This window comes from Deinococcus radiopugnans ATCC 19172, assembly GCF_006335125.1.
GTDB classification, from domain to species: domain Bacteria; phylum Deinococcota; class Deinococci; order Deinococcales; family Deinococcaceae; genus Deinococcus; species Deinococcus radiopugnans.
Genome location: NZ_VDMO01000014.1, coordinates 1 through 19,709, shown reverse-complemented (window position 1 = coordinate 19,709; position 19,709 = coordinate 1). Strand labels below are relative to the sequence as shown.

21 protein-coding genes are annotated in these 19,709 nt (G+C 65.5%); 15 read left to right on the top strand and 6 right to left on the bottom strand.

Annotated features, from left to right (window positions below; genetic code table 11):
• Positions 1-98 precede the first annotated feature (98 nt).
• The 10 genes from FHR04_RS13230 to purL all read left to right on the top strand — a co-directional run bounded on the left by FHR04_RS13230 (position 99) and on the right by purL (position 8,412).
• On the top strand, positions 99-1,511 hold the full coding sequence (locus tag FHR04_RS13230; protein ID WP_139403859.1) for a DR2241 family protein: 1,413 nt from the start codon (positions 99-101) through the stop codon (positions 1,509-1,511).
• A gap of 279 nt (positions 1,512-1,790) precedes the next feature.
• A complete protein-coding gene (purC, locus tag FHR04_RS13225; RefSeq protein WP_139403858.1) occupies positions 1,791-2,504 on the top strand; it encodes a phosphoribosylaminoimidazolesuccinocarboxamide synthase in 714 nt (237 codons plus the stop codon).
• A 3-nt stretch (positions 2,505-2,507) separates the two neighbouring features.
• Positions 2,508-3,200 (top strand): class I SAM-dependent methyltransferase, encoded by a 693-nt coding sequence (locus FHR04_RS13220; protein WP_139403857.1) that lies wholly within the window; start codon positions 2,508-2,510, stop codon positions 3,198-3,200.
• A gap of 20 nt (positions 3,201-3,220) precedes the next feature.
• Positions 3,221-3,487: a phosphoribosylformylglycinamidine synthase subunit PurS gene (purS, locus tag FHR04_RS13215; protein WP_139403856.1), complete on the top strand. Its 267-nt coding sequence runs from the start codon at positions 3,221-3,223 to the stop codon at positions 3,485-3,487.
• The gene (locus FHR04_RS13210; RefSeq protein ID WP_039685643.1) at positions 3,484-3,855 is read left to right on the top strand and encodes a cupin domain-containing protein; all 372 of its coding nucleotides are present in this window, start codon (positions 3,484-3,486) and stop codon (positions 3,853-3,855) included. The genes purS and FHR04_RS13210 overlap by 4 nt, the downstream gene beginning before the upstream one ends.
• Positions 3,852-4,520, top strand: coding sequence for a phosphoribosylformylglycinamidine synthase subunit PurQ (gene purQ / locus FHR04_RS13205; protein WP_039685641.1), 669 nt, complete (start codon positions 3,852-3,854; stop codon positions 4,518-4,520). Before FHR04_RS13210 ends, purQ begins: the two co-directional genes overlap by 4 nt.
• Entirely contained in the window at positions 4,517-4,987 is a 471-nt protein-coding gene (locus FHR04_RS13200; RefSeq protein WP_139403855.1) for a DinB family protein, read from the top strand. The genes purQ and FHR04_RS13200 overlap by 4 nt, the downstream gene beginning before the upstream one ends.
• Before the next feature lie 40 nt (positions 4,988-5,027).
• A complete protein-coding gene (locus FHR04_RS13195) occupies positions 5,028-5,408 on the top strand; it encodes a helix-turn-helix domain-containing protein (protein ID WP_139403854.1) in 381 nt (126 codons plus the stop codon).
• Positions 5,405-6,151 carry a type II toxin-antitoxin system VapC family toxin gene (locus FHR04_RS13190; protein WP_139403853.1) on the top strand — a complete coding sequence of 249 codons (747 nt, stop codon included), beginning with the start codon at positions 5,405-5,407 and terminating at the stop codon, positions 6,149-6,151. Before FHR04_RS13195 ends, FHR04_RS13190 begins: the two co-directional genes overlap by 4 nt.
• 20 nt (positions 6,152-6,171) lie before the next feature.
• Positions 6,172-8,412, top strand: coding sequence for a phosphoribosylformylglycinamidine synthase subunit PurL (gene purL / locus FHR04_RS13185; protein WP_139403852.1), 2,241 nt, complete (start codon positions 6,172-6,174; stop codon positions 8,410-8,412).
• A 77-nt stretch (positions 8,413-8,489) separates the two neighbouring features.
• Here purL and FHR04_RS13180 read toward each other — a convergent pair whose 3' ends face one another.
• Positions 8,490-8,840, bottom strand: coding sequence for an endonuclease domain-containing protein (locus tag FHR04_RS13180; RefSeq protein ID WP_139403851.1), 351 nt, complete (start codon positions 8,838-8,840; stop codon positions 8,490-8,492).
• Positions 8,841-8,964: 124 nt separating this feature from the next.
• Between FHR04_RS13180 and purF the strand changes: the two genes are divergently transcribed.
• The 3 genes from purF (at position 8,965) to uvrB (ending at position 13,638) form a co-directional block, all read left to right on the top strand.
• Positions 8,965-10,419, top strand: a complete 1,455-nt coding sequence (gene purF / locus FHR04_RS13175) for an amidophosphoribosyltransferase (protein WP_139403850.1) — start codon at positions 8,965-8,967, stop codon at positions 10,417-10,419.
• A gap of 93 nt (positions 10,420-10,512) precedes the next feature.
• Entirely contained in the window at positions 10,513-11,418 is a 906-nt protein-coding gene (locus FHR04_RS13170) for a LysR family transcriptional regulator (protein ID WP_139403849.1), read from the top strand.
• Positions 11,419-11,622: 204 nt separating this feature from the next.
• A complete protein-coding gene (uvrB, locus tag FHR04_RS13165; protein ID WP_139403848.1) occupies positions 11,623-13,638 on the top strand; it encodes an excinuclease ABC subunit UvrB in 2,016 nt (671 codons plus the stop codon).
• Between the two features lie 143 nt (positions 13,639-13,781).
• Here the strand turns inward: uvrB and FHR04_RS13160 are convergent, their stop codons facing one another.
• A complete protein-coding gene (locus tag FHR04_RS13160) occupies positions 13,782-16,634 on the bottom strand; it encodes a 2-oxoglutarate dehydrogenase E1 component (RefSeq protein ID WP_170213953.1) in 2,853 nt (950 codons plus the stop codon).
• Between the two features lie 114 nt (positions 16,635-16,748).
• Here FHR04_RS13160 and FHR04_RS13155 point away from each other — a divergent pair, with 114 nt between their 5' ends.
• On the top strand, positions 16,749-16,988 hold the full coding sequence (locus FHR04_RS13155; protein ID WP_039685612.1) for a hypothetical protein: 240 nt from the start codon (positions 16,749-16,751) through the stop codon (positions 16,986-16,988).
• Positions 16,989-17,031: 43 nt separating this feature from the next.
• On the opposite strand, the gene FHR04_RS13150 is transcribed toward FHR04_RS13155, so the two are convergent.
• The 4 genes from FHR04_RS13150 to FHR04_RS13135 all read right to left on the bottom strand — a co-directional run bounded on the left by FHR04_RS13150 (position 17,032) and on the right by FHR04_RS13135 (position 18,937).
• Positions 17,032-17,604: a dienelactone hydrolase family protein gene (locus FHR04_RS13150; protein WP_139403846.1), complete on the bottom strand. Its 573-nt coding sequence runs from the start codon at positions 17,602-17,604 to the stop codon at positions 17,032-17,034.
• A 70-nt stretch (positions 17,605-17,674) separates the two neighbouring features.
• Positions 17,675-17,965, bottom strand: a complete 291-nt coding sequence (locus FHR04_RS13145; RefSeq protein WP_139403845.1) for an addiction module toxin RelE — start codon at positions 17,963-17,965, stop codon at positions 17,675-17,677.
• A 91-nt stretch (positions 17,966-18,056) separates the two neighbouring features.
• Positions 18,057-18,266, bottom strand: a complete 210-nt coding sequence (locus FHR04_RS13140; protein ID WP_139403844.1) for a YwbE family protein — start codon at positions 18,264-18,266, stop codon at positions 18,057-18,059.
• The gene (locus tag FHR04_RS13135; protein ID WP_139403843.1) at positions 18,263-18,937 is read right to left on the bottom strand and encodes a haloacid dehalogenase type II; all 675 of its coding nucleotides are present in this window, start codon (positions 18,935-18,937) and stop codon (positions 18,263-18,265) included. Before FHR04_RS13135 ends, FHR04_RS13140 begins: the two co-directional genes overlap by 4 nt.
• A gap of 108 nt (positions 18,938-19,045) precedes the next feature.
• On the opposite strand from FHR04_RS13135, the gene FHR04_RS13130 reads away from it, so the two are divergent.
• Positions 19,046-19,417 carry a VOC family protein gene (locus FHR04_RS13130; protein ID WP_139403842.1) on the top strand — a complete coding sequence of 124 codons (372 nt, stop codon included), beginning with the start codon at positions 19,046-19,048 and terminating at the stop codon, positions 19,415-19,417.
• Positions 19,418-19,709: the final 292 nt, after the last annotated feature.

Sequence of the window (19,709 nt, the reverse complement as noted above, 5' to 3'; positions counted from 1 at the left end):
GGCGTGAGGGGGGCGTTCAGGTTCACTTATCTCCCGTCTCCCAGTCGGCAACGAACGGGACATTTCCGGGCGGAGGGCGGCGATACAGTGCAGCCTATATGCGCTCCCTGGTTCTGATCGGTCACGGCTCCCACCTGAACGGCGAGTCGGCCTCGGCGGTGTACCGCTACGCCGAGATGATTCGCGCCCGCGGCCTGTACGACGAGGTCGTCGAGGGGTATTGGAAAGAGGAGCCCTCGCTGCGGCAGGTGCTGAAAACGGTGGCCAGCACGGACGTCACCGTGATTCCCATGTTCATCTCGGAGGGGTATTTCACCGAGACGGTGATCCCCCGTGAGATGGGACTGGGTCACCAGGGGCCGGTGCCGCCCGAGGGCGTGGCCCGCGTGCTGGGTGGGCGCACCGTGCGCTACACCCTGCCTTACGGCGTGCATCCCAGCATGAGCGAAGTGATTCTGGCCCGCGCCCACGAGGCCCTGCCCGACGCCAGTCCCGAAGACACCGCCCTGATCGTGCTGGGCCACGGCACCACCCGCAACGAGAACAGCAACAAGATCGTGTACCAGAACGCCGAGGTGCTGAGGCAGGCCGGACAATTTGCCGAGGTCCACGCCCTGTTTCTGGACGAAGATCCCAAGGTGGGAACGTGGCCCGACGTGGTCAAGGCTCCGCGCGTCGTGGTCGTGCCGTTCTTCGCCTCTGAAGGCTGGCACACGCTGGAAACCATTCCCGAGGACATGGGGCTGGAAGGGGCGGTCACGACGTTCGCGGACAATCCGCACGGCGAGCAGACGGTGTATTACGCCAAGCCGGTGGGCACCCACAGCGCGGTGGCCGACGTGATCCTGCATCTGGCCGAGGAAGCGGCGGGGGCCAGCAGCAGCGACGGCGACACCGAACGCGCCCACGACGCCGCCTGGGCCACCTTCATGGACCGCGCCCGCGAGGGCCTGCGCTTTGGCGAGGTCATGGTGTTTCCCGAAAGCGGCATGTTCGAGCTGCGTCACGCGCTGGACGAGGGGCGGCCCGGCCACGAACTGCACACGCTGGTGACCCCTGAAGGCGTGCGCGATCAGACCCGCCGCGATGAGGGCGGCCATCACCGCCCGGTGCATACCCTGCGAAACATGCCGCGCGGCTGGCGGGCGGTGCTGAATGAGGCGGATCTGGTGCGCGCCGTGCAGTACCTGTACCCCGCCGTGATCGAGGAAACCTACGCCCACAGCTGCCACACGCTGCGCCCCACCCCCTGGGTGACCACCGCCCGCCGCCAGACCGGCATCTACGCCCGCGTCCAGAAGGCCACGCCCGCGCAGGTGGAGGAGGTGGCGGCGGATGTGTGCGGCGGCTGCCTGCGGACCCGTCTGTGGGCCGGGGACAAATTGCCGCAGACCTTTTTCGGCGGCGTGCCCGGCGCGATTCCCTGCGCCGAGGCCTGCACTTTCCTGGTGGCCGAGGTCCGCGAGGAAGTGGCGGGCAAGCGCGGCGGGGGCGGCGGACACATCCACTGAGCGGCCCCCGGCCCACCCGTCTGCCGCCCAACGTCCGATTCCCCTGAACATCCCCGGTGTGGTGCGCTGCCGGGGGTGTTACCCTGGTTTCCGGCCTCCAGGCTCTGGCGGCACATCACCTCTACCCGCGTCCTGTGAGGCGCCCCGGCTGCCACAGCCGTTCAGTCCGCCCTGTGAGGCGGAGATGGAGCAAAGACATGTCAAGTGCCGCGACTTCCGAGCGTCGCCCCGATACCGTGCGGGGGGCGCCGGTTCTACGTTTCTTTTCCAGGAGCGCCAATGACCACAGGTGAGCTGAAGTACGAGGGCAAGGCCAAGCGCGTGTACGCCTCCTCCAATCCCGCCGAGTACACCGTGCAGTACAAGGACGAGGCCACCGCCTTCAACGCCCAGAAACGTGGCGAGTGGGCGGGCAAGGGGGCCACCAACAACGCCATCACCGCCCACCTGTACCCCCTGCTGGAGGCGGCGGGCATTCCCACCCATTTTATCGAGAAACTGTCCGAGACCGAGCAGCGCGTGAAGGCCGTGACCATCATTCCAGTGGAAGTGATCGTGCGGAACGTCGCTGCAGGCAGCTTTGCCAAGAAGCTGGGGCTGGAGGAAGGCACGGCCCTGTCCCGGCCCGTCGTCGAGTACTGCTACAAATCCGACGCGCTGGGCGATCCGCTGATCAACACCGATACGGCCATCGCCCTGGACTGGGCCACCGAACCCGAACTGACGCGCGTGCGCGAGCTGGCGCTGAAAGTGCGCGACTTCCTGACCCCGTTTTTTCTGGAACGCGGTGTGAAGCTCATAGATTTCAAGCTGGAGTTCGGCCGGCTGCCCGACGGCACGGTGATCCTGGCCGACGAGATCAGCCCCGACACCTGCCGCTTCTGGGATGCCCAGAGCGGCGAGAAGATGGACAAAGACCGCTTCCGGCGCGATCTAGGCGGCGTGGAAGATGCATATGCCGAGATGCTGCGGCGCGTGACGCAGGAGGTTTAATTCATGTCCCACGCTTGGCTTTTCAATGAGCTTGCCGCAGCTGGGCGAGAACATCTGGACGCGGAACAAGTGGCAGCCTATGACGCCAAGGCCCAGTTCGATCCCGCGCCAGACCTCGCGCTGCTGAAAGTTCTGGGCCTTTCCCGGACGTCATGGCTGATGGACGTGGGAGGCGGAACAGGCACCTTTGCCCTCCAGGCGGCAAAGGAATGTCAGCAGGTCATTCTGGTTGATCCGTCGCCCGCCATGATGGAGGCCGCCGCGCGAAAAGCACAGGCTGAGGGGATTCAGAACCTCACGCTAATCGAGGATGGATTTCTGAGTTTCGAGGTGAAGCCAGTGGATTTCATCTTTTGCCGCAACGCCCTCCATCATCTCCCCGACTTCTGGAAAGTCCAGGCCCTGATGAGGCTGCGAACCGCCCTGAAGCCGGGCGGCGTCTTGCGTCTGCTGGATCTCGTTTACTCATTCAGTCCGGCGCAAACGGAAGAACGCTTCGCCGCCTGGTTGGGCCATGCGGAAAAGTCCACCCTGGGCGGTTATCCCTGTGCAGAGCTGGAAACGCATATTCGGGAAGAACACAGCACCTTTACCTGGCTGCTGGAACCCATGCTGGAGCGCAGTGGATTTCAGATAGAGCAGGCCACCTCCAGCCCATCGGGCATTTTTGCCGCCTACGTTTGCCGCGCCGTCTAACTTCTTTCCCTGGAGACCCCATGCCCCACTATCAAGCCCGCGTTTACGTCACCCTCAAGCCCAGCATTCTCGATCCGCAGGGGCGCACCGTGGAACGCGCCCTGTCGCATCTGGAACACGACAATGTCAGCGGCGTGCGCGTGGGCAAGCTGATCGAGTTGCGCCTGAGCGGCGAACGTGCCGAAGTCGAGGCCCAGTTGCGCGACATCACCGAGAATGTCCTGAGCAATCCCGTCATGGAAGACGCCCGCTGGGAGCTGGAAGAAGTGGCGCTGGAGCCGGCGTGAGCGTGCCGCAGACCGTGAATCTGCCCGATAAATTCGGCCAGTTCACCGAACAGTGGCAACCGAAGATCGTGGCCGAATTGAACGGTCAGCAGGTCAAGATTGCCCGGATTGCCGGGGAGTTCGAGTGGCACGCCCACGAGCAGGAGGACGAGCTGTTCATGGTGGTTCGGGGCGTGTTACGGCTGAAGTTCCGGGACGGCGAGGCCGTACTCAACGAGGGCGAACTGATCGTTGTGCCGCGCGGTGTGGAACACCTGCCCGTCGCGGAAACCGAGGAAGTCTGGATCATGATGTTCGAGCCTGCCAGCACCCTGAACACCGGCAATGTCACCAGCGAACGCACCGTGGCGGAGTTGCAAAGACTATGAAAACGGCAGTGATTCAATTCCCCGGCTCCAACTGCGACGCCGACGCCCTGCACGCTGCCCGCCTGACCCTGGATTCGGACGCGCAGTTCGTGTGGCACACCGAAGCGGGGCTGCCAAATGGCACTGAACTGGTCTTCGTTCCCGGTGGCTTTTCCTACGGCGATCACCTGCGCAGCGGCGCGATTGCCGCCCGCAGCCCGATTATGGCAGCGGTGAAAGCACACGCCGAACGCGGCGGCTTCGTGCTGGGCGTGTGCAACGGCTTTCAGGTGCTGACCGAGGCGGGGCTGCTGCCCGGCGCGCTGGGCCGCAACCGTGACCTGCACTTTCACTGTGCGCCGGTGCATCTGCGCGTGGAGAACACCGCGACGGCGTTTACCTCGGCCTACCAGAAGGGCCAGACCATTGAAATCCCCATTGCGCACGGCGAGGGCAACTACTACGCCGATGCCGAAACCGTGGCGCGGCTGGAGGGCGAGGGCCGCGTGGTGTTCCGTTACCTGGACAACCCCAACGGCAGCCTCAACGACATCGCCGGAATCGTCAACGAGCGCGGCAACGTGCTGGGCATGATGCCCCACCCGGAGCGGGCCGTAGAGGCGCTATTGGGCGGCGAGGACGGGCGCGGCGTCTTTCAGAGCCTGCAAGGAGCGCTGGTCAAATGATGGGTCTTCAGGAGTTCCTGGCCGACAACTACCGCACCGAACTCGCCGCCTTCCGCGCGGTGCTGGCCGGCATCCCGGAAGACGCGTTTGGCGTTGATCGCCTGGGCCACAGCCCCGCGTGGCACGCGCTGCACATTGCCGACTGGCTGCGGCTGACGGTGCTGGGTGACCGGACGGCCAACTACCACTACCTGGGCTGGGAGGACAAGGCCTGGGCGCAGGCCATGAAAACGGACGCTGCCCCTGTGCGGGAGGACGCCTCCAAAGCCGACATTCTGGCGCGGCTGGAGATGGTGGGGGCGCAAGCTGTGGCTTACCTGCAAAACGCCAGCGACGCCGATATGGAGGGCATGACCTTTTCGCCCAGCGCCCCAGGCGGCGAACGCCCGCGCCTGGCTGCCGTGGGACTGCACCTGCGGCATGTGGCCTATCACCGGGGCCAAGTGGTGCTGGGGCAGAAGGCTTGAACTATACTATCAACTTCTTGCAGTATGATAAGTTGATAGTATGACGCTGAAGCTGAATCTCGGAAGCTATCTGGAGCAGCACAACATCACTGCCTACCGTCTGGTCAAAGAGGTGGAGGGACGGGTTGCGCCGAATACAGTCTATGCGCTGGCTCGGCGTCCGGCACAGCGTATTGACCTCACGACGGTTGGGGTGCTGATGAAAGCGTTGGAACAGTTGACCGGGAAGAAAGTGGAGTTTGCGGAGATGCTGGAAGATAAGCCCTCCCCACTCGCCCATTTGCAGGTAGCGGATGAAGCGCCTGTCTACGATCCCAGTAAAGCGAAAAAGTTCCAGTACAGCGGGCGGGCCGTGTCTATTGAGGGCGGGCCAACCGTGGAGCAGATCATTGCCGAAGGCCGGGGCAGGCAGCTTCCTTGAGCGTTCTCTATCTGGATTCCAGCGCCCTTGCCAAGCTCTATCTGCGCGAGGACGAGGCGAAGCGCCAGCAGGTTATAGCGCTGGCCGACAATGCCGATGAGGTGGCGAGTTCTGCCATTGCTTTTGCCGAAGTTGCCAGCGCCTTCGCCCGCAATTTCCATCAGGGCCGCGTGAGTGAGGCCGATTACCAGGAGCACTTCACCGATTTCGAACGGGACTGGCAATCCGTGACCCAGATCGCCGTCGTGAACTCCGTGTCCACGCGCGCCAGCCAGCTTCTCAAAGCCCACGCTGGTCTGCGTGCGATGGATGCCCTTCACTTGGCCTCTGCCTTGATTATCCGAGAGACACAGACGTTGCAATTCCTCAGTTTTGATGACCAGCTTAATGCCGTGGCACAGGCTTTGATGCCTGACGCATTTGATTGGATGCGGAAGAAAGCGATCTTTAAATTGACTCTGCAAAGGACCTATTACGAAAAGGGTTTCTTTAATGTTGTCCGCGCGTATGACCAGTTTATCCGCGGTGACGAGGGCGAAATCAAGATCATCGCTGGAGATGCCAGTGTGACATTCACTGGCAACGTCAACAGGCGGGCCAATCTCAACGGCACGGCTCGTATTAGCGTCAAGGGTGAGGGCTTGAAAAAATGGTTCCAAAAACATTACCGAGTTATGGATGTGGTTGAAATTGAGATTGTCAGCCCAACCCTTCTCAAGCTCAAATATCCAGCCAAAAACTAATGCTCTCCCGAGGTGAGTCCATGACCCAATCCACCCCCCCAACCCAATCCCTCCGCCCCCAGGCCGCCACCTTTGGCCTGTCCACCGACGAATACGATCTGCTCGTCTCGCGCATAGGCCGCGAACCCAACGCGCTGGAGGCCGCCATCGTGGGTGCGATGTGGTCTGAACACTGCGGCTACAAGAACTCGCGCCCGCTGTTTTCCGCCTTTCCCACCACCGGGCCGCAAGTCTTGCAAGGCCCCGGCGAGAACGCGGGCGTGGTGGACATCGGCGAGGGCTGGGGCGTGGCCTTCAAGATGGAGTCGCACAACCACCCCAGCGCCGTGGAACCCGTGCAGGGCGCGGCAACCGGCGTGGGCGGCATCCTGCGCGACATCTTCGCGATGGGGGCGCGGCCCTTTGCCGTGCTGGACAGCCTGCGCTTCGGCAACCCCGACAGCCCCCGCACCCGCTTTCTGGTCAACGGCGTGGTGGAGGGTATCGCCCACTACGGCAACGCGATTGGCGTGCCCACCGTGGGCGGCGAGGTCACCTTTCACCCCAGCTACCAGGAAAACCCCCTGGTCAACGTGATGGCCCTGGGCCTGTTGAGGCACGAGGATCTGGCGACGGGCACGATGGGCGAGGTGGGCAACCAGATCATCTACGTCGGTTCCAAGACCGGGCGCGACGGGCTGGGCGGCGCAGTGTTTGCCTCGGCGGACCTGTCGGAGGCCAGCCAGGCCGACCGCCCCGCCGTGCAGGTGGGCGATCCCTTCATGGAAAAACTGCTGCTGGAGGCGACGCTGGAGGCCATCGAATCCGGCGTGGTGGCCGGGGTGCAGGACATGGGCGCGGCGGGTCTGGTCAGCTCGACGTGCGAGATGGCCTACCGCGCGGGCCTGGGCATCACGATGGATCTGGATCAGGTGCCCACCCGCGAATCGGGCATGGTGCCGATGGAACTGTGCCTGTCCGAATCTCAGGAGCGCATGATCCTGGTGCCGGTGCCGGGGCGCGAGCAGGAGCTGTACGATCTGCTGGACAAGTGGGAACTGGACGTGGTGAATATCGGGCAGGTGGAGGAACATCACAACTACCGCCTGACCTGGAAGGGCGAGGTGGTGTGTGACCTGCCCGTGGCCCTGCTGAACGAGGCCCCCAAATACACCCGCGAGGGCGTGGAATCCTCAGAGATCAGGGCGGCCCGCGAGCGTGATCTGAGCGGCGTGCCCCAGCCCGGCGACGCTGGCGCGGTGCTGCTGGAACTGCTGTCCCACCCCACCATCGCCAGCAAGCGCCCGATCTTCCAGCGCTTTGACCATCAGGTGATGACCAATACCGTTGTTGTTCCCGGTGCCGCCGACGCCGCCGTGATGCGCGTCAAGGGTTCGGGCATGGGCGTGGCCGCGACTTCGGATTGCAATCCGCGTTTCGTGCAGCTTGACCCGTACACGGGCGCAGCCGCCGCCGTCGCCGAGGCCGCGCGCAATTTGGCCTGCGTGGGGGCCACGCCGCTGGCGATCACCGACAACCTCAACTTCGGCAACCCGCACCGCCCCGAGGTCTATTACCAGCTTCAGCAGTCGGTGCAGGGCATCGCGGACGCCTGCCGCGCGCTGAACACGCCGGTCACGGGTGGCAACGTCAGCCTGTACAACCAGTACACCCAGGGCGAAGAGCGGGTGGCGATCCACCCCACCCCCACGATTGGCATGGTGGGCGTGCTGCCCGACATCTCCAAACGGGCGACGCTGGGCCTGAAGGCGGCGGGCCAGACGCTGTACCTGCTGGGCGAACACGCGAACAGCATCGGGGCCTCGCAGTATCTGGAAACGGTGCATGGGCTGGAGGCTGGACACGTGCCGCCGCTGGATCTGAATCTGGAACAAAAGGTCATCGACGGCACGCTGGCCCTGATCCGCGCGGGCCTGACCGACACCGCCCACGACTGCGCCGAGGGTGGGCTGGCCGTGGCCCTGGCCGAGATGGCGATGGCCGGGGGCATCGGCCTCAGCGTGACGCTGGACTCGCCCGCAGAAGTTCGCACCGACGCCCTGCTGTTCGGCGAGGCGCACAGCCGCGTCGTGGTGGCGGTGCAGGAAGCCGATGCCACCGAAAAGAAATTGCGTGAGCTGGACGTGCCCTTCGTGCGACTGGGCGAAAGCGGAAGCGATACGGTCACGGTCACGGCCCCGGCGCGCGGCCTACACTTGAGCGTGAACCTCGCGGCGCTGACCCTGGCCTACGACTCTCCGCTCGTGGGGATTCTGGGATGAATTGGGCGGGAACGTTGGCGGGGTGTCCCCCTCACCCCCGGCCCCTCTCCCACAAGGGGAGAGGGGAGAAAGGTGACTTATTGCAGATGAAGGTTGATGGCCTCCAAAACGCCTCTAAGGTTGCTGCTAACTTCATTGTTCCAGAACCGCAACACCTTGAAACCGCCTGCTTCCAGGACTTGAGTGCGCGCCTCGTCATAAGCTCTGGCGGCATCTTCGGCATGTTGAGAGCCGTCCAGTTCGACGATCAGACGCGCTTCAAAACAGACGAAATCAACGATGTAGCCAGCAATAGGCCACTGGCGGCGGAACTTCGCATTCAGGAAGCGTCCTCGCAAAGCACGCCAGAGCCTGTGCTCCGTTGGCGTTTGATCCCGCCGCAATTCACGCGCCCTCAGCGTTCCCCGCGTCACGTTGCGCGTTGCCATAGCGCAATCTACCGCCCTTCTCCCCTCTCCCCCCGTGGGAGAGGGGCCGGGGGTGAGGGGGCCACGGGGCAGACCCTAAATTTGGCAAGTCCTCTTGCCTCCCTCTGTCTCCCCGGAGCCACCCATGCCCACTAACCCCCTGCCTTCCCTCGCCGCCCTGTCCGAGAACGACTTCGGCACCGACAAGCCGCGCGAGGAATGCGGCGTCTTCGGCCTGTACTCGCCGGTGCCCAACGATCTGGCATGGCTGACCTACCTGGGCATGTTCGCGCTGCAACACCGGGGCCAGGAGGCGGCGGGCATGTGCGTGTCCGACGGCGAGAAGTTCCACGTCGAGAAGGATCTGGGCCTGGTGACGCAGGTCTTCGACGAGCGCCGTCTGGACAGCGTGCGGCTGCCCAACGCCCGCGTCAGCATCGGACACGTGCGCTACAGCACCACCGGCAGCAACCTGCGCTTCAACGCCCAGCCGCTGACCACCCGCACCAACAAGGGCATCCTGGGCATGGCGCACAACGGCAATTTCGTGAACGCGCTGGAAGTGCGCGCCGAGATGCTCCAGGAAGGCGCGCTGTTCCAGACCACCAACGACTCCGAGGTGATGCTGAACCTGATCGCCCGCGAGAGCCACATGGATCTGGTGGAGGCCACCGCCGCCGCCATGCAGCGCCTCAAGGGCGGCTATGCCTGCGTCCTGATGAACCGCCACACCTTGATCGGCTTCCGCGATCCGCACGGCGTGCGCCCGCTGGTGATCGGGCAACGCGACGACGGCGCCTATGCCATGGCCAGCGAACCCTGCGCCCTGTACGCGGTGGGCGCGCGGCTGCTGCGCGACGTGCAGCCCGGCGAGCTGGTGTGGGTGGACCGAAGCGGCCTGCACAGCCTGATGGTGGAGCCGCGCGCGCCGACGCCCTGCGCCTTCGAGTGGATCTACTTTGCCCGCAGCGACAGCCAGCTTGACGGCATCGACACCCATGCCAGCCGCATCCGCATGGGTGAGCAACTGGCCCGTGAGTTTCCGGTGGACGCCGACATCGTGGTGCCGGTTCCCGACAGCGGCATTGGCGCGGCCATCGGCTACGCGCGGGAGAGCGGGATTCCCTTTGACTACGGCCTGTACAAGAACCCCTACGCGGGCCGCACCTTCATCGCCCCCACGCAGGAGGCGCGCGAGCTGAAGGTCAAGATGAAGCTCTCGCCCACCAGCGCCGTGCGGGGCAAGCGCGTGATTCTGGTGGACGACAGCATCGTGCGCGGCACCACCTCGCGCCAGATCGTGAACCTGCTGCGCGAGGCGGGGGCCACCGAGGTGCATTTCCGGGTGTGCAGCCCGCCCATCACCCACCCGTGCTTCTACGGCATCGACACGGCGGCCCGCAAGGAACTCGTCGCCAGCACGCACACCCAGGAGGAAATCCGGGCGCTGATCGGCGCCGACACCCTGGCCTTCATCAGCGAGCGCGGGCTGCGCGAGGCCGTCGGCGGGCCGGGCCTGTGCCTGGCGTGCTTCAACGGCGAGTACCCGGCGGGAACCCCGCTGCTCAACGACGTGGACAAGCTGGCGCTGGAAGTCTGAGGCCACCCGCCGCAGATGCGCGTCTGGACGTTGATGGCCCCCTGATCGGGGCCTTTGACATTCCGCCCACCCGATGTGGCAAGCTGGGCGCACATGGAACTGCGTCACCTGCGCCATTTCGTCGCGCTGGCCGAGGAGGAACACTTCGGGCGCGCCGCCGAGCGTGTCTTCGTGGTGCAGCAGGCCCTGAGCAACAGCGTCCGCAACCTGGAGGAAGAGGTGGGCGTGCCGCTGGTGCTGCGAACCACCCGCCGGGTGCAACTCACGCCAGCCGGGCAGGAGTTTCTGGTGGGCGCCCGCGAGACGCTGGCGCTGGCCGCGCAGACGGTGGAGCGCGCCCGCCGCGCCGCACGGGGCGAGGTGGGCCGCCTGACCGTGGGCTTCGTGAGTGGGCTGGCCTTCGGTGGGCTGCCGGAAATCGTGCGCCGCTTCCGCGAGCTGTACCCGAACGTCAGCGTCGATCTGCGCGAACTGACCGCGCATGAGCAGGAGGCGGGGCTGCGCGGCGGCGTGCTGGACGTGGGGTTGATGCTGCTCCCCGTTCGCGCGCCCAATCTGGATTCGCGCCCCCTCTGGCGGCAGCCGCTGGTGGCGGCCCTGCCTGCCGGGCACCCGCTGGCCCGCAAGCGCCGGCTCAAGATTTCCGATCTGGCCCCCGAACCCTTCGTGTTCTTTCCGCGTCAGTTGCGCGCCACCTATTTCGATCAGGTGATGCGCTGGTGTGCCGGGGCCGGCTTCACCCCCAACGTCGTGCAGGAGGCCATCGAGGTGCCCACGCTGCTGTCGCTGGTGGCGGCGGGCGTGGGCGTGTTTCTGCCCATCGAGTTTTTCAACCGCCTGTCGCTGCCCGGCGTGGTCTACCGCCCCGTCGAGGACGCCCCGCTGGTGGACATCGTGGCCGTGTGGCGGCGCGACGAGGGCCGCAATCCGGTGGTGCGGGCGTTTTTAAGCGTGGCGGAGGAGATGCTGGGGGCAGCGAAGGGCCAGCCAGCCGAATAGCCCTCCTTCAGGTGATGCAGCGCGCCCTGATCATCAGTCGTCCGAGGGCAGGCCAACAGCTTCGGGGCCGGGAGACGAACACACATTTGCCCGTCTCTCAAATGCGCCATCTGGCCTACACTCCTCTTATGTCCGGAGCGTAAACTGTGGGAAACGCTTCGGCGTCTGCCACTGCTCCCGCTTTCCCATCTGGAGGTTTCCCCCATGCTCAAGGTCAAATCCGAGTTCACGCCGTCCGGCGATCAGCCCACCGCCATCCGCTCGCTGGTGGAGGGGCTGGAATCGGGCCTGCGGTTTCAGACGCTGCTGGGGGCGACGGGCACAGGAAAAACGTACAGCATGGCGAAAGTCATCGAGGAAACGGGCCGCCCCGCCCTGATCATGGCCCCCAACAAGATCCTCACGGCGCAGCTGGCCTCCGAGTTCCGCGAGTTCTTCCCCGACGCCGCCGTCGAGTTCTTCATCAGCTATTACGACTATTACCAGCCAGAGGCCTACGTGCCGGGCAAGGATCTGTTTATCGAGAAGGACGCGGCGATCAACCAGGAAATCGAACGCCTGCGCCACTCCACCACCCGCAGCCTGCTGACGCGGCGCGACACCATTGTGGTGGCTTCGGTGTCGTGCATCTACGGCTTGGGCGATCCCAAGGAATACACGGCCCTCAACCTGATTCTCAAGAAGGGCGACGCGGTGGGCCGCGACGAGATTCTGGGCCGATTGATCGGCATGCAGTACGAGCGCAACGACATCGAGATGATGCCGGGCCGGTTCCGGGTCAAGGGCGAGATGATCGAGGTCTGGCCCGCTTACGACGAGCAGCCGCTCAGAATTGAGCTGTGGGGCGACGACGTAGAGCGCATCGCCGTGGTGCATCCCCTCACCGGAGACCGGCTGGCCGAACTGGACGCCACGGTGGTCTACCCGGCCAAGCATTACGTGTCCAGCGCGGGGAATATCGAGCGGGCCATCGTGACCATCCAGGAAGAACTGGAGGGGCGGCTGGAGTATTTCAAGTCCACCGGCAAGCTGCTCGAAGCCCAGCGCATCAAGGAGCGCACCCTCTACGATCTGGAGATGCTCAAGGTGCTGGGCTACTGCTCGGGCATCGAGAACTACTCGCGCCACATCGACGGCCGCGCCCCCGGCATGACGCCGTACACCATGCTCGACTATTTCCCCGACGACTTCATCACCTTTATCGACGAGTCGCACGTGACCGTGCCGCAGATCGGCGGGATGGCGAACGGAGACCGGGCGCGCAAACAGACGCTGGTGGACTACGGCTTCCGCCTGCCCAGCGCGATGGACAACCGCCCGTTGAACTTCGAGGAGTTCATGTCCAAGACCGGGCAGACCGTCTACGTGTCGGCCACCCCCGGCCCCTTCGAGCGCGAGATCAGCGACAGCGTGGCCGATCAGATCATTCGGCCCACCGGTCTGATCGATCCGCCCGTGACCGTGCAGCCCATCACCGGCCAGATCGAGGATCTGCTGGGCCGCGTGCGGCAGCGGGCCGCCATCGGCGAGCGCACCCTGGTCACCACCCTGACCAAGCGCATGTCCGAAGACCTGACCGAGTACCTGCTGGAAAAGGGCGTCAAGGCGCGCTACATGCACAGCGACATCGACAGCGTGGAGCGTCAGGTGATCATCCGTGACCTGCGACTGGGCCACTACGATGTGCTGGTGGGCATCAACCTGCTGCGCGAGGGGCTGGACTTGCCCGAGGTTTCCCTCGTCGCCATTCTGGACGCCGACAAGCCCGGCTTCCTGCGCTCCGAACGCGCGTTGATCCAGACCATCGGCCGGGCGGCGCGAAACGTCAACGGCGAGGTCATCCTGTACGGCGACACGATCACGCCGGCCATGCGCAGTGCCATCGACGAGACGTCCCGCCGCCGCGAGAAACAGGTGGCGTACAACGAGGAACACGGCATCACGCCCACCACGGTCATCAAGGGCGTGCGCAACGTCATTCGCGGCGAGGAACAGCCCGAGGAGATCGGCAGCGCGAACGTCGGCGGTGACAGAGACGCCCTGACCGCCCAGCTCACCGATCTGGAACTGGACATGTGGCAGGCGTCCGAAGATCTGGACTTTGAGCGGGCCGCCAGTCTGCGCGATCAGATCCGCGCCATCGAGGCCAAGTTGCAGGGCAAGGAGTTCAAGCAGGCGACGGTGCCGGGTCAGAAGGTGCGGGCGCGCGGTCGGCGGTAACGCCTTCGCTGACCTTCGTCGGCGCCTTCAGGGCTGGCCGGATCAGCTGGAAGGGCAAAGACCCTCGACCTACGACAAGATCCACTACAAAAGGCAGGGCCGGAGTGAAAGTCATTCCGGCCCTGCCCTCTGAACCGTCAGCCTCAGCCCGGCTGCGCGGCTTCCTGGGCCAGCTGTTCCTGATCCTCAATCACTTCGGGATCGATCCGCTCGCCCAGCGCGGCGGCGATCACGGCGGCCTGCTCGCGGGCGTGGACGCTGGCGTACCCGGCGGCGGTGCTGGCGCTGCGCGGGCGGCTGGCGTGACTCAGCACCTGACCGGGGGCCAGGACGCTTTCCAGGTCTTCCCAGATCATCAGCCACGCGCCCTGGTTCTCCGGTTCCTCCTGCGCCCAGACCACCTGCGCGCCGGGGTGGCGGGCCAGTTCGGTGCGCAGGGCGTCGGTAGGGAAGGGGTACAGCTGTTCCAGGCGGATCAGCGCGGTGCCGGCGTAGGCGTCCTGATCGGCGTCCCGCGCCTCCACCAGTTCCCAGTGCAGCTTGCCGCTGCTGATGACCACGCGGTGCGCGCCGGTCACGTCGTAATCGCCGATGACCTCGGAGAAGCGGCCTTCCGTGAAATCGCTCAGCGGGTTCATGGCCTGCTTGTTGCGCAGCAGGCTCTTGGGGGTCATCACGATCAGCGGCTTGCGGTAGGGGCGCAGCACCTGACGGCGCAGCAGGTGGAACATCTGGGCGGCGTTGCTGGGCACCACCACCTGCATGTTCTTCTGGGCACACAGTTGCAGGTAGCGCTCCAGGCGGGCGCTGGAGTGTTCCGGCCCCGCGCCCTCGTAGCCGTGGGGCAGCAGCAGGGTCAGGCCGCTCAGGCGCAGCCACTTGCTCTCGGCGGCGCTGAGGAACTGATCGATGACCGCCTGCGCGCCGTTGGCGAAGTCACCGAACTGTCCTTCCCAGGCCACCAGCCCCTTGGGTTCGGAGGTGGAATACCCGTACTCGAAGGCCATCACCGCCTCTTCCGAGAGGGTGCTGTCCACCACCTCCACCCGGCCCTGATCGGGGGACAGATGCGCGAGGGCCATGTACTCCTCGTTCAGCGGATCGTCGGCGTTCTGGTTGTGCAGCACGGCGTGGCGGTGGACGAAGGTGCCGCGCCCGCTGTCCTGGCCCACCAGCCGCACGCCGTAGCCCTCGTCCAGCAGGGTGGCGTAGGCCAGATTCTCGCCCATGCCCCAGTCCAGCGGCTGTTCGCCGCGCGCCATCGCCGCCCGCGCCTTCAGCACGCGCTCGACGCCCCGGTGCGGCACGAAGTTTTCCGGCACGCTGGCGAGTTTCAGGCCCAGCTCCTCCAGCTTCTGGCGCGGCACGGCGGTGGAGACCTCGTCCTCCCAGCGGGTGCCGGTATATTCAGACCAGTCCACGGCCAGCTCGCTCTGGGCCAGGTTTTCCATCTCGGCCACTACCGGCTTCCCGGCGTCCAGCATGTCGCGGAAGCGGTCGACCAGCGCGTCGCCCTCGCCTTTCTCCAGCACGCCTTCCTCTTCCAGCTTAGCGGCGTACAGCGCCCGCGTGCCAGGGTGCTTGTCGATCTCGCGGTACATGATCGGCTGGGTCATGCGCGGCTCGTCGCCCTCGTTGTGGCCGTTGCGGCGGAACGAGATCAGGTCGATAAAGACGTCCTTGCCGAACTCCTGGCGGTAGGCCAGCGCCAGGTCGCCGCAGAACACCACCGCTTCGGGATCGTCGCCACTGACGTGCAGCACCGGGGCGTTCGCCACCTTGGCGATGTCGGTGCAGTAGCGGCTGCTGCGGGTGTCGCGCGGATCGCTGATGGTGAAGCCCACCTGGTTGTTGATCACGATGCGCACCGCGCCCCCGGTGGCGAAGCCGCGCAGGCGCGACAGGTTCAGCGTTTCCATGACCACGCCCTGCCCGCTGACCGCCGCGTCGCCGTGGATGGTCACCGGCAGCACGGTCTTGCGCTCGGTATCATTGCGCCGATCCTGGCGGGCGCGCACGCTGCCGTGAACGACGGGCGAGACGATTTCCAGGTGCGAGGGGTTGAAGGCCAGCGCCAGGTGCATCGGGCCGCCGGGCGTGCGCACGTCCGACGAGTAGCCCATGTGGTACTTCACGTCGCCGGCCACGTCGGGGTTGTCGCTGAGCTTCTTCTTGCCGTCGAACTCGTCGAACAGCACGCTGGGCGGCTTGCCGAAGATGTTCACCAGCGTATTCAGGCGGCCCCGGTGGGCCATCCCGATCACGACTTCCTTGACCCCGTACACCCCGGCCTGCTGGATGATGCGGTCCATCAGCGGAATAAAGCTCTCGGAGCCTTCCAGGCCGAAGCGCTTGACGCCGGGGTACTTGTTCTTGAGGTACAGCTCCAGCCCCTCGGCGGCGTTCAGCTTGAACATGATGCGGCGGCGCTCTTCGGTGCTAAACGAGTAGCGGCCCTGGCCCTGGCTGCGCTCGATGCGCTCCTGGAACCAGCGGCGCTCGTTGGCGGGCAGGTAGTTGAACTCGAAGCCGATCGAGCCGGTGTAGGTGGCCTGGAGCTGCGCGATCACGTCCCGCAAAGGTCCGCTGAACGGCCCCTCGGTGACGGTCTCGTTCAGGTCAGCTTCGGACAGGCCGTAGAACTCGGGGGTCAGCTCGGGCACCACCGGCTGGCCGCGCATCTTGAGGGGGTTGTTGCGGGCGCTGATGTGGCCGTACACGCGGTACGCCGTGACCAGCGCGCTGCCGGCCTGCTGCGCGCCGCTGTTGCCGGGGGGCGCGGCGGTGACGGAGGCCCCGCCCCGGCGGCTCTGGCCGAGGTCATAGAAGGCCTGCTGAACCGGCGAGTGCAGGGCCTCCTGTGTCCCGCCGCGCAACTCGTCAAAGAGGGTTCGCCATTCGGCGTCCACACTTCCAGGATCGGTCAGGTAGGCCTCGTACAGCCCCTCGATAAAGGCCGCGTTCCCGCCGGACATGATGGTCTGCCACTGCGTCATAACGCCTCCTAGCATACCCTTCTGCCGCCCCCGAAAGGTGCCCTCTGAAGTCCCCCTCAAGGGGTCAGGCAGGGGTTCCCACCCGGGTGACAGGCCAGCCCGTAAGATGCAGCCATGAAAATCGTTTCCCGCATCGTGGTGGCGCTGGGGCTGGTGGCGCTGGTGGCCTCGCTGCTGCTGCTGGGCAAGGACGTCATCGACATCAACCAGCTGCACGCCGTCGCCAACGCCAACCGCTCCACCAGCTTTCCCACCCCGCTGAACAACGTGCTGATCACCTACGTATTGGCGGTGGTGGGCGGCCTGCTGCTGGGCCTGGGCATCACGCTGCCGCGCCGCCGGGCGCAGGCCTGAGGGGGCGCCGCATTCACGCCTGAGCGTCCCGCCGCGCCGCCGGTCAGCTCAGATTGTGCAGGAACGCCAGCACCCGCCGCATCAGCAGCGAGGTGGCGGCCTCGTCGTAGGCGGGCAGGCTGCGGTCTGTAAACAGGTGCTGGTCTCCGGGGTAGAGGAACAGTTCGCCCTCTGACGCGTCTTGCACCAGGGCGTGGGCCGCCTCGGCGTCTTCCTCGAAAAAGGGATCGTGTTCCATCGCGTGAACCTGCACCGGCACGGCGGACGGCCACGACGCGCCGAACTCCGAGACGGGCAGGCAGCCGTGAAAGAGCAGCGCCCCCGTGGCGCCGGGCCGGGTCTGCGCGAGCTGCTGCGCGGGCGAAACCCCCAGCGAGAACCCGGCGTAGACGAGCGCACTGGGAAGGTTCTGGGCCGCGTCCACCCCACTCTGCGCGAGCTTGCCGAAGCCGACTTTCTTCGCGTGGGCTATGCCATCGTCCAGGGTGTCAAAGGTCTGACCCCCGTAAAGATCGGGGGTATGCACGGTGTGGCCCGCCTTCCGCAAGGCGTCCGCGAAAGCGACGACGCCGGACGTCAGGCCCTGGGCATGGTGGAACAGCAGAATTTCGCTCATGCCCCAGAGCCTAAGCCCAATACAGGACAGGGGGTGTCGGCTTTGGCCTGTGCTTCAGGCCCCCAGCCCCCTAGTCCAGCGCCTCCACCAGCTCCGCCTTGCTCATCTTGCTGCGGCCCTTGATGTTCTTTTCCCTGGCGCGGTTGTACAGCTCGTCGCGGGTCAGGTCAGACAGCGCGGCGCCCGGGTTGCCGGTGCCCTGGGTGCGCTTGTTCGGCGTGCGGCCCTCCTCGCGGCGGTGCTTGTTGACCGTGCGGCCCGCGATCTCCTCGGCGCGGTCTTCGCTCTCGCCGCGCTTCAGCTCGCTGTCCTTGACGTGCTGGTACTGGCGTTCATCCTTCTTGCTCCAGGCGTCTGGCATGGGAATCCCTCCTGTCCCTGCACGTTAAGAGGGAGACCGCGACAGCGAGTGAGAAAGACCGTCAGAGCCGCTTCATTCAGAGCCGCTTCATTCAGGGGCGCTCAGATTCAGAGGTCACCAGCGCCTGCACGCGCCCCACCTCGCCGCTGGTCAGGCGCACCTTGATGCCGTGCGGGTGCGTGGCCGAACTGGTCAGCAGCTGCGCCACCACGCCGCGCGTGAGTTGCCCGCCCCGCTGGTGGTGCTTCTGCACGATGTCTACGGTCAGGCCGGGGCGAAGCTGTGACCGGGCCGGAATCATGCCTGGCCGCCCAGCCGCCCGATCAGCGCGCGGGCCACGGCGGGCAGCGGCCCCGCGATGTCGGCGCGCATCAGCGGATTCTGGGCCTGACCGGGGCGTTCCACAAAGGCGGTTCGCAATCCCGCCGCTTTGGCCCCCGCAATATCCCAGGCGTGCGCCGCCAGCAGCCAGCTGTCGTGGGCGTGCGCCCCGGTGCGCGACAGGCCGTACTCGTAGGCGGCCCGCCCCGGCTTGAGCATCTGGCCCGGATCCACCGACACCGCGCCGTCGATCAGATCGGCAAAGCCCGCGCCTTCCAGCTGGGCGTCCAGCACGGGCTGGGGGTTGTTGGTCAGGCAGACCAGCCGCGCCCCGCCCGCGCGCAGGATTTCCAGTCCCTCGCGGGTGTCGGGGTGCGCCGGGAGCATCCGCACGCCCGCCGACAGCTCGTCCTGAAACTGCCCGCTGATCTCCAGCCCACGGGCCTCGCCCAGCGCCCGCAGCGCCGCGCCGCCCAGCGCCGAGAAATCGCGGTACTCGCCCAGCAGCGTGTGGGTCAGGGCCAGTTGCAGCAGCAGGCCAAACCACTGCGTTCTGGCCCCCGGATCGCCGAACGCCGCCACGAACAGCCCGTCCAGCGCCGAGAGATCCAGCAGCGTCTCGTTCATGTCCAGAAAGACGGTGGGGGTCATGGTGGCGAGGATACGCCCCCCGCACGCCTGCTGTGGACAGGCCGCCCGCGCTGGGGCTGCCCATGCAAACCGTCTGACCTGCCCCGCCCCCGCCCGCTATCCTGGCGTATGTCCCCCACCTTCGACGCCTTTATCGGCTTTTACCCCACCACCGATCTGGCGGCCACGCACCGCTTCTATGTCGGCACGCTGGGGCTGACGCTGGCGCGGGATCAGGGCACCTGCCACATCTACGCGGTGGCGGGCGGCGGGTTCCTGGGCTTTTGCCTGCGCGAAGCCGTAACCCTGCCGCCCACCGTCGTCCTGACGCTGGTGACGGACGACGTGGACGGCGTGTACGAACGGCTGATGGCGGCGGGCGTGACGGCAGAGACCGCGCCGAAGCACAACGCCGAGTACGGGATTTACCACTTCTACGCGCAGGGGCCGAGTGGGGAGAGGGTGGAAGTTCAGCGGTTTGATGAGGAATTACTACATTAGAGCTAGTCATATAAGTATTCTTCAAATGTGAAGCAGAAAACTTAGCCCTTGGCTATTTTTATCAGGAGGTATAGTATGGAAGTAGAAATATTGAGTAGAGGAGAAGCTGAGAATATTTGTAAAAAGATGGAATCTCACTTTTTTGACAAAAAAGATGCTCGTATACTCGGTAGCTGACAACTTCATTTTTTAGTCGTCCCAGACGGCGGGAAGGTCACCTTCCGGTCTGTCCCTCGACAGAAACGAGAAATGGCGGTGTTTTGAGGTGTGAAGCCACCAAAACCCGCCGCCT

Excerpts from the sequence above, each read along its gene's own strand:
- FHR04_RS13230 (WP_139403859.1), top strand. The coding sequence starts at position 99 with ATGCGCTCCCTGGTTCTGATCGGTCACGGCTCCCACCTGAACGGCGAG.
- purC (WP_139403858.1), top strand. The coding sequence starts at position 1,791 with ATGACCACAGGTGAGCTGAAGTACGAGGGCAAGGCCAAGCGCGTGTAC.
- FHR04_RS13220 (WP_139403857.1), top strand. The coding sequence starts at position 2,508 with ATGTCCCACGCTTGGCTTTTCAATGAGCTTGCCGCAGCTGGGCGAGAA.
- purS (WP_139403856.1), top strand. The coding sequence starts at position 3,221 with ATGCCCCACTATCAAGCCCGCGTTTACGTCACCCTCAAGCCCAGCATT.
- purQ (WP_039685641.1), top strand. The coding sequence starts at position 3,852 with ATGAAAACGGCAGTGATTCAATTCCCCGGCTCCAACTGCGACGCCGAC.
- FHR04_RS13200 (WP_139403855.1), top strand. The coding sequence starts at position 4,517 with ATGATGGGTCTTCAGGAGTTCCTGGCCGACAACTACCGCACCGAACTC.
- FHR04_RS13195 (WP_139403854.1), top strand. The coding sequence starts at position 5,028 with ATGACGCTGAAGCTGAATCTCGGAAGCTATCTGGAGCAGCACAACATC.
- purL (WP_139403852.1), top strand. The coding sequence starts at position 6,172 with ATGACCCAATCCACCCCCCCAACCCAATCCCTCCGCCCCCAGGCCGCC.
- FHR04_RS13180 (WP_139403851.1), bottom strand. The coding sequence starts at position 8,840 with ATGGCAACGCGCAACGTGACGCGGGGAACGCTGAGGGCGCGTGAATTG.
- purF (WP_139403850.1), top strand. The coding sequence starts at position 8,965 with ATGCCCACTAACCCCCTGCCTTCCCTCGCCGCCCTGTCCGAGAACGAC.
- FHR04_RS13170 (WP_139403849.1), top strand. The coding sequence starts at position 10,513 with ATGGAACTGCGTCACCTGCGCCATTTCGTCGCGCTGGCCGAGGAGGAA.
- uvrB (WP_139403848.1), top strand. The coding sequence starts at position 11,623 with ATGCTCAAGGTCAAATCCGAGTTCACGCCGTCCGGCGATCAGCCCACC.
- FHR04_RS13160 (WP_170213953.1), bottom strand. The coding sequence starts at position 16,634 with ATGACGCAGTGGCAGACCATCATGTCCGGCGGGAACGCGGCCTTTATC.
- FHR04_RS13155 (WP_039685612.1), top strand. The coding sequence starts at position 16,749 with ATGAAAATCGTTTCCCGCATCGTGGTGGCGCTGGGGCTGGTGGCGCTG.
- FHR04_RS13150 (WP_139403846.1), bottom strand. The coding sequence starts at position 17,604 with ATGAGCGAAATTCTGCTGTTCCACCATGCCCAGGGCCTGACGTCCGGC.
- FHR04_RS13145 (WP_139403845.1), bottom strand. The coding sequence starts at position 17,965 with ATGCCAGACGCCTGGAGCAAGAAGGATGAACGCCAGTACCAGCACGTC.
- FHR04_RS13140 (WP_139403844.1), bottom strand. The coding sequence starts at position 18,266 with ATGATTCCGGCCCGGTCACAGCTTCGCCCCGGCCTGACCGTAGACATC.
- FHR04_RS13135 (WP_139403843.1), bottom strand. The coding sequence starts at position 18,937 with ATGACCCCCACCGTCTTTCTGGACATGAACGAGACGCTGCTGGATCTC.
- FHR04_RS13130 (WP_139403842.1), top strand. The coding sequence starts at position 19,046 with ATGTCCCCCACCTTCGACGCCTTTATCGGCTTTTACCCCACCACCGAT.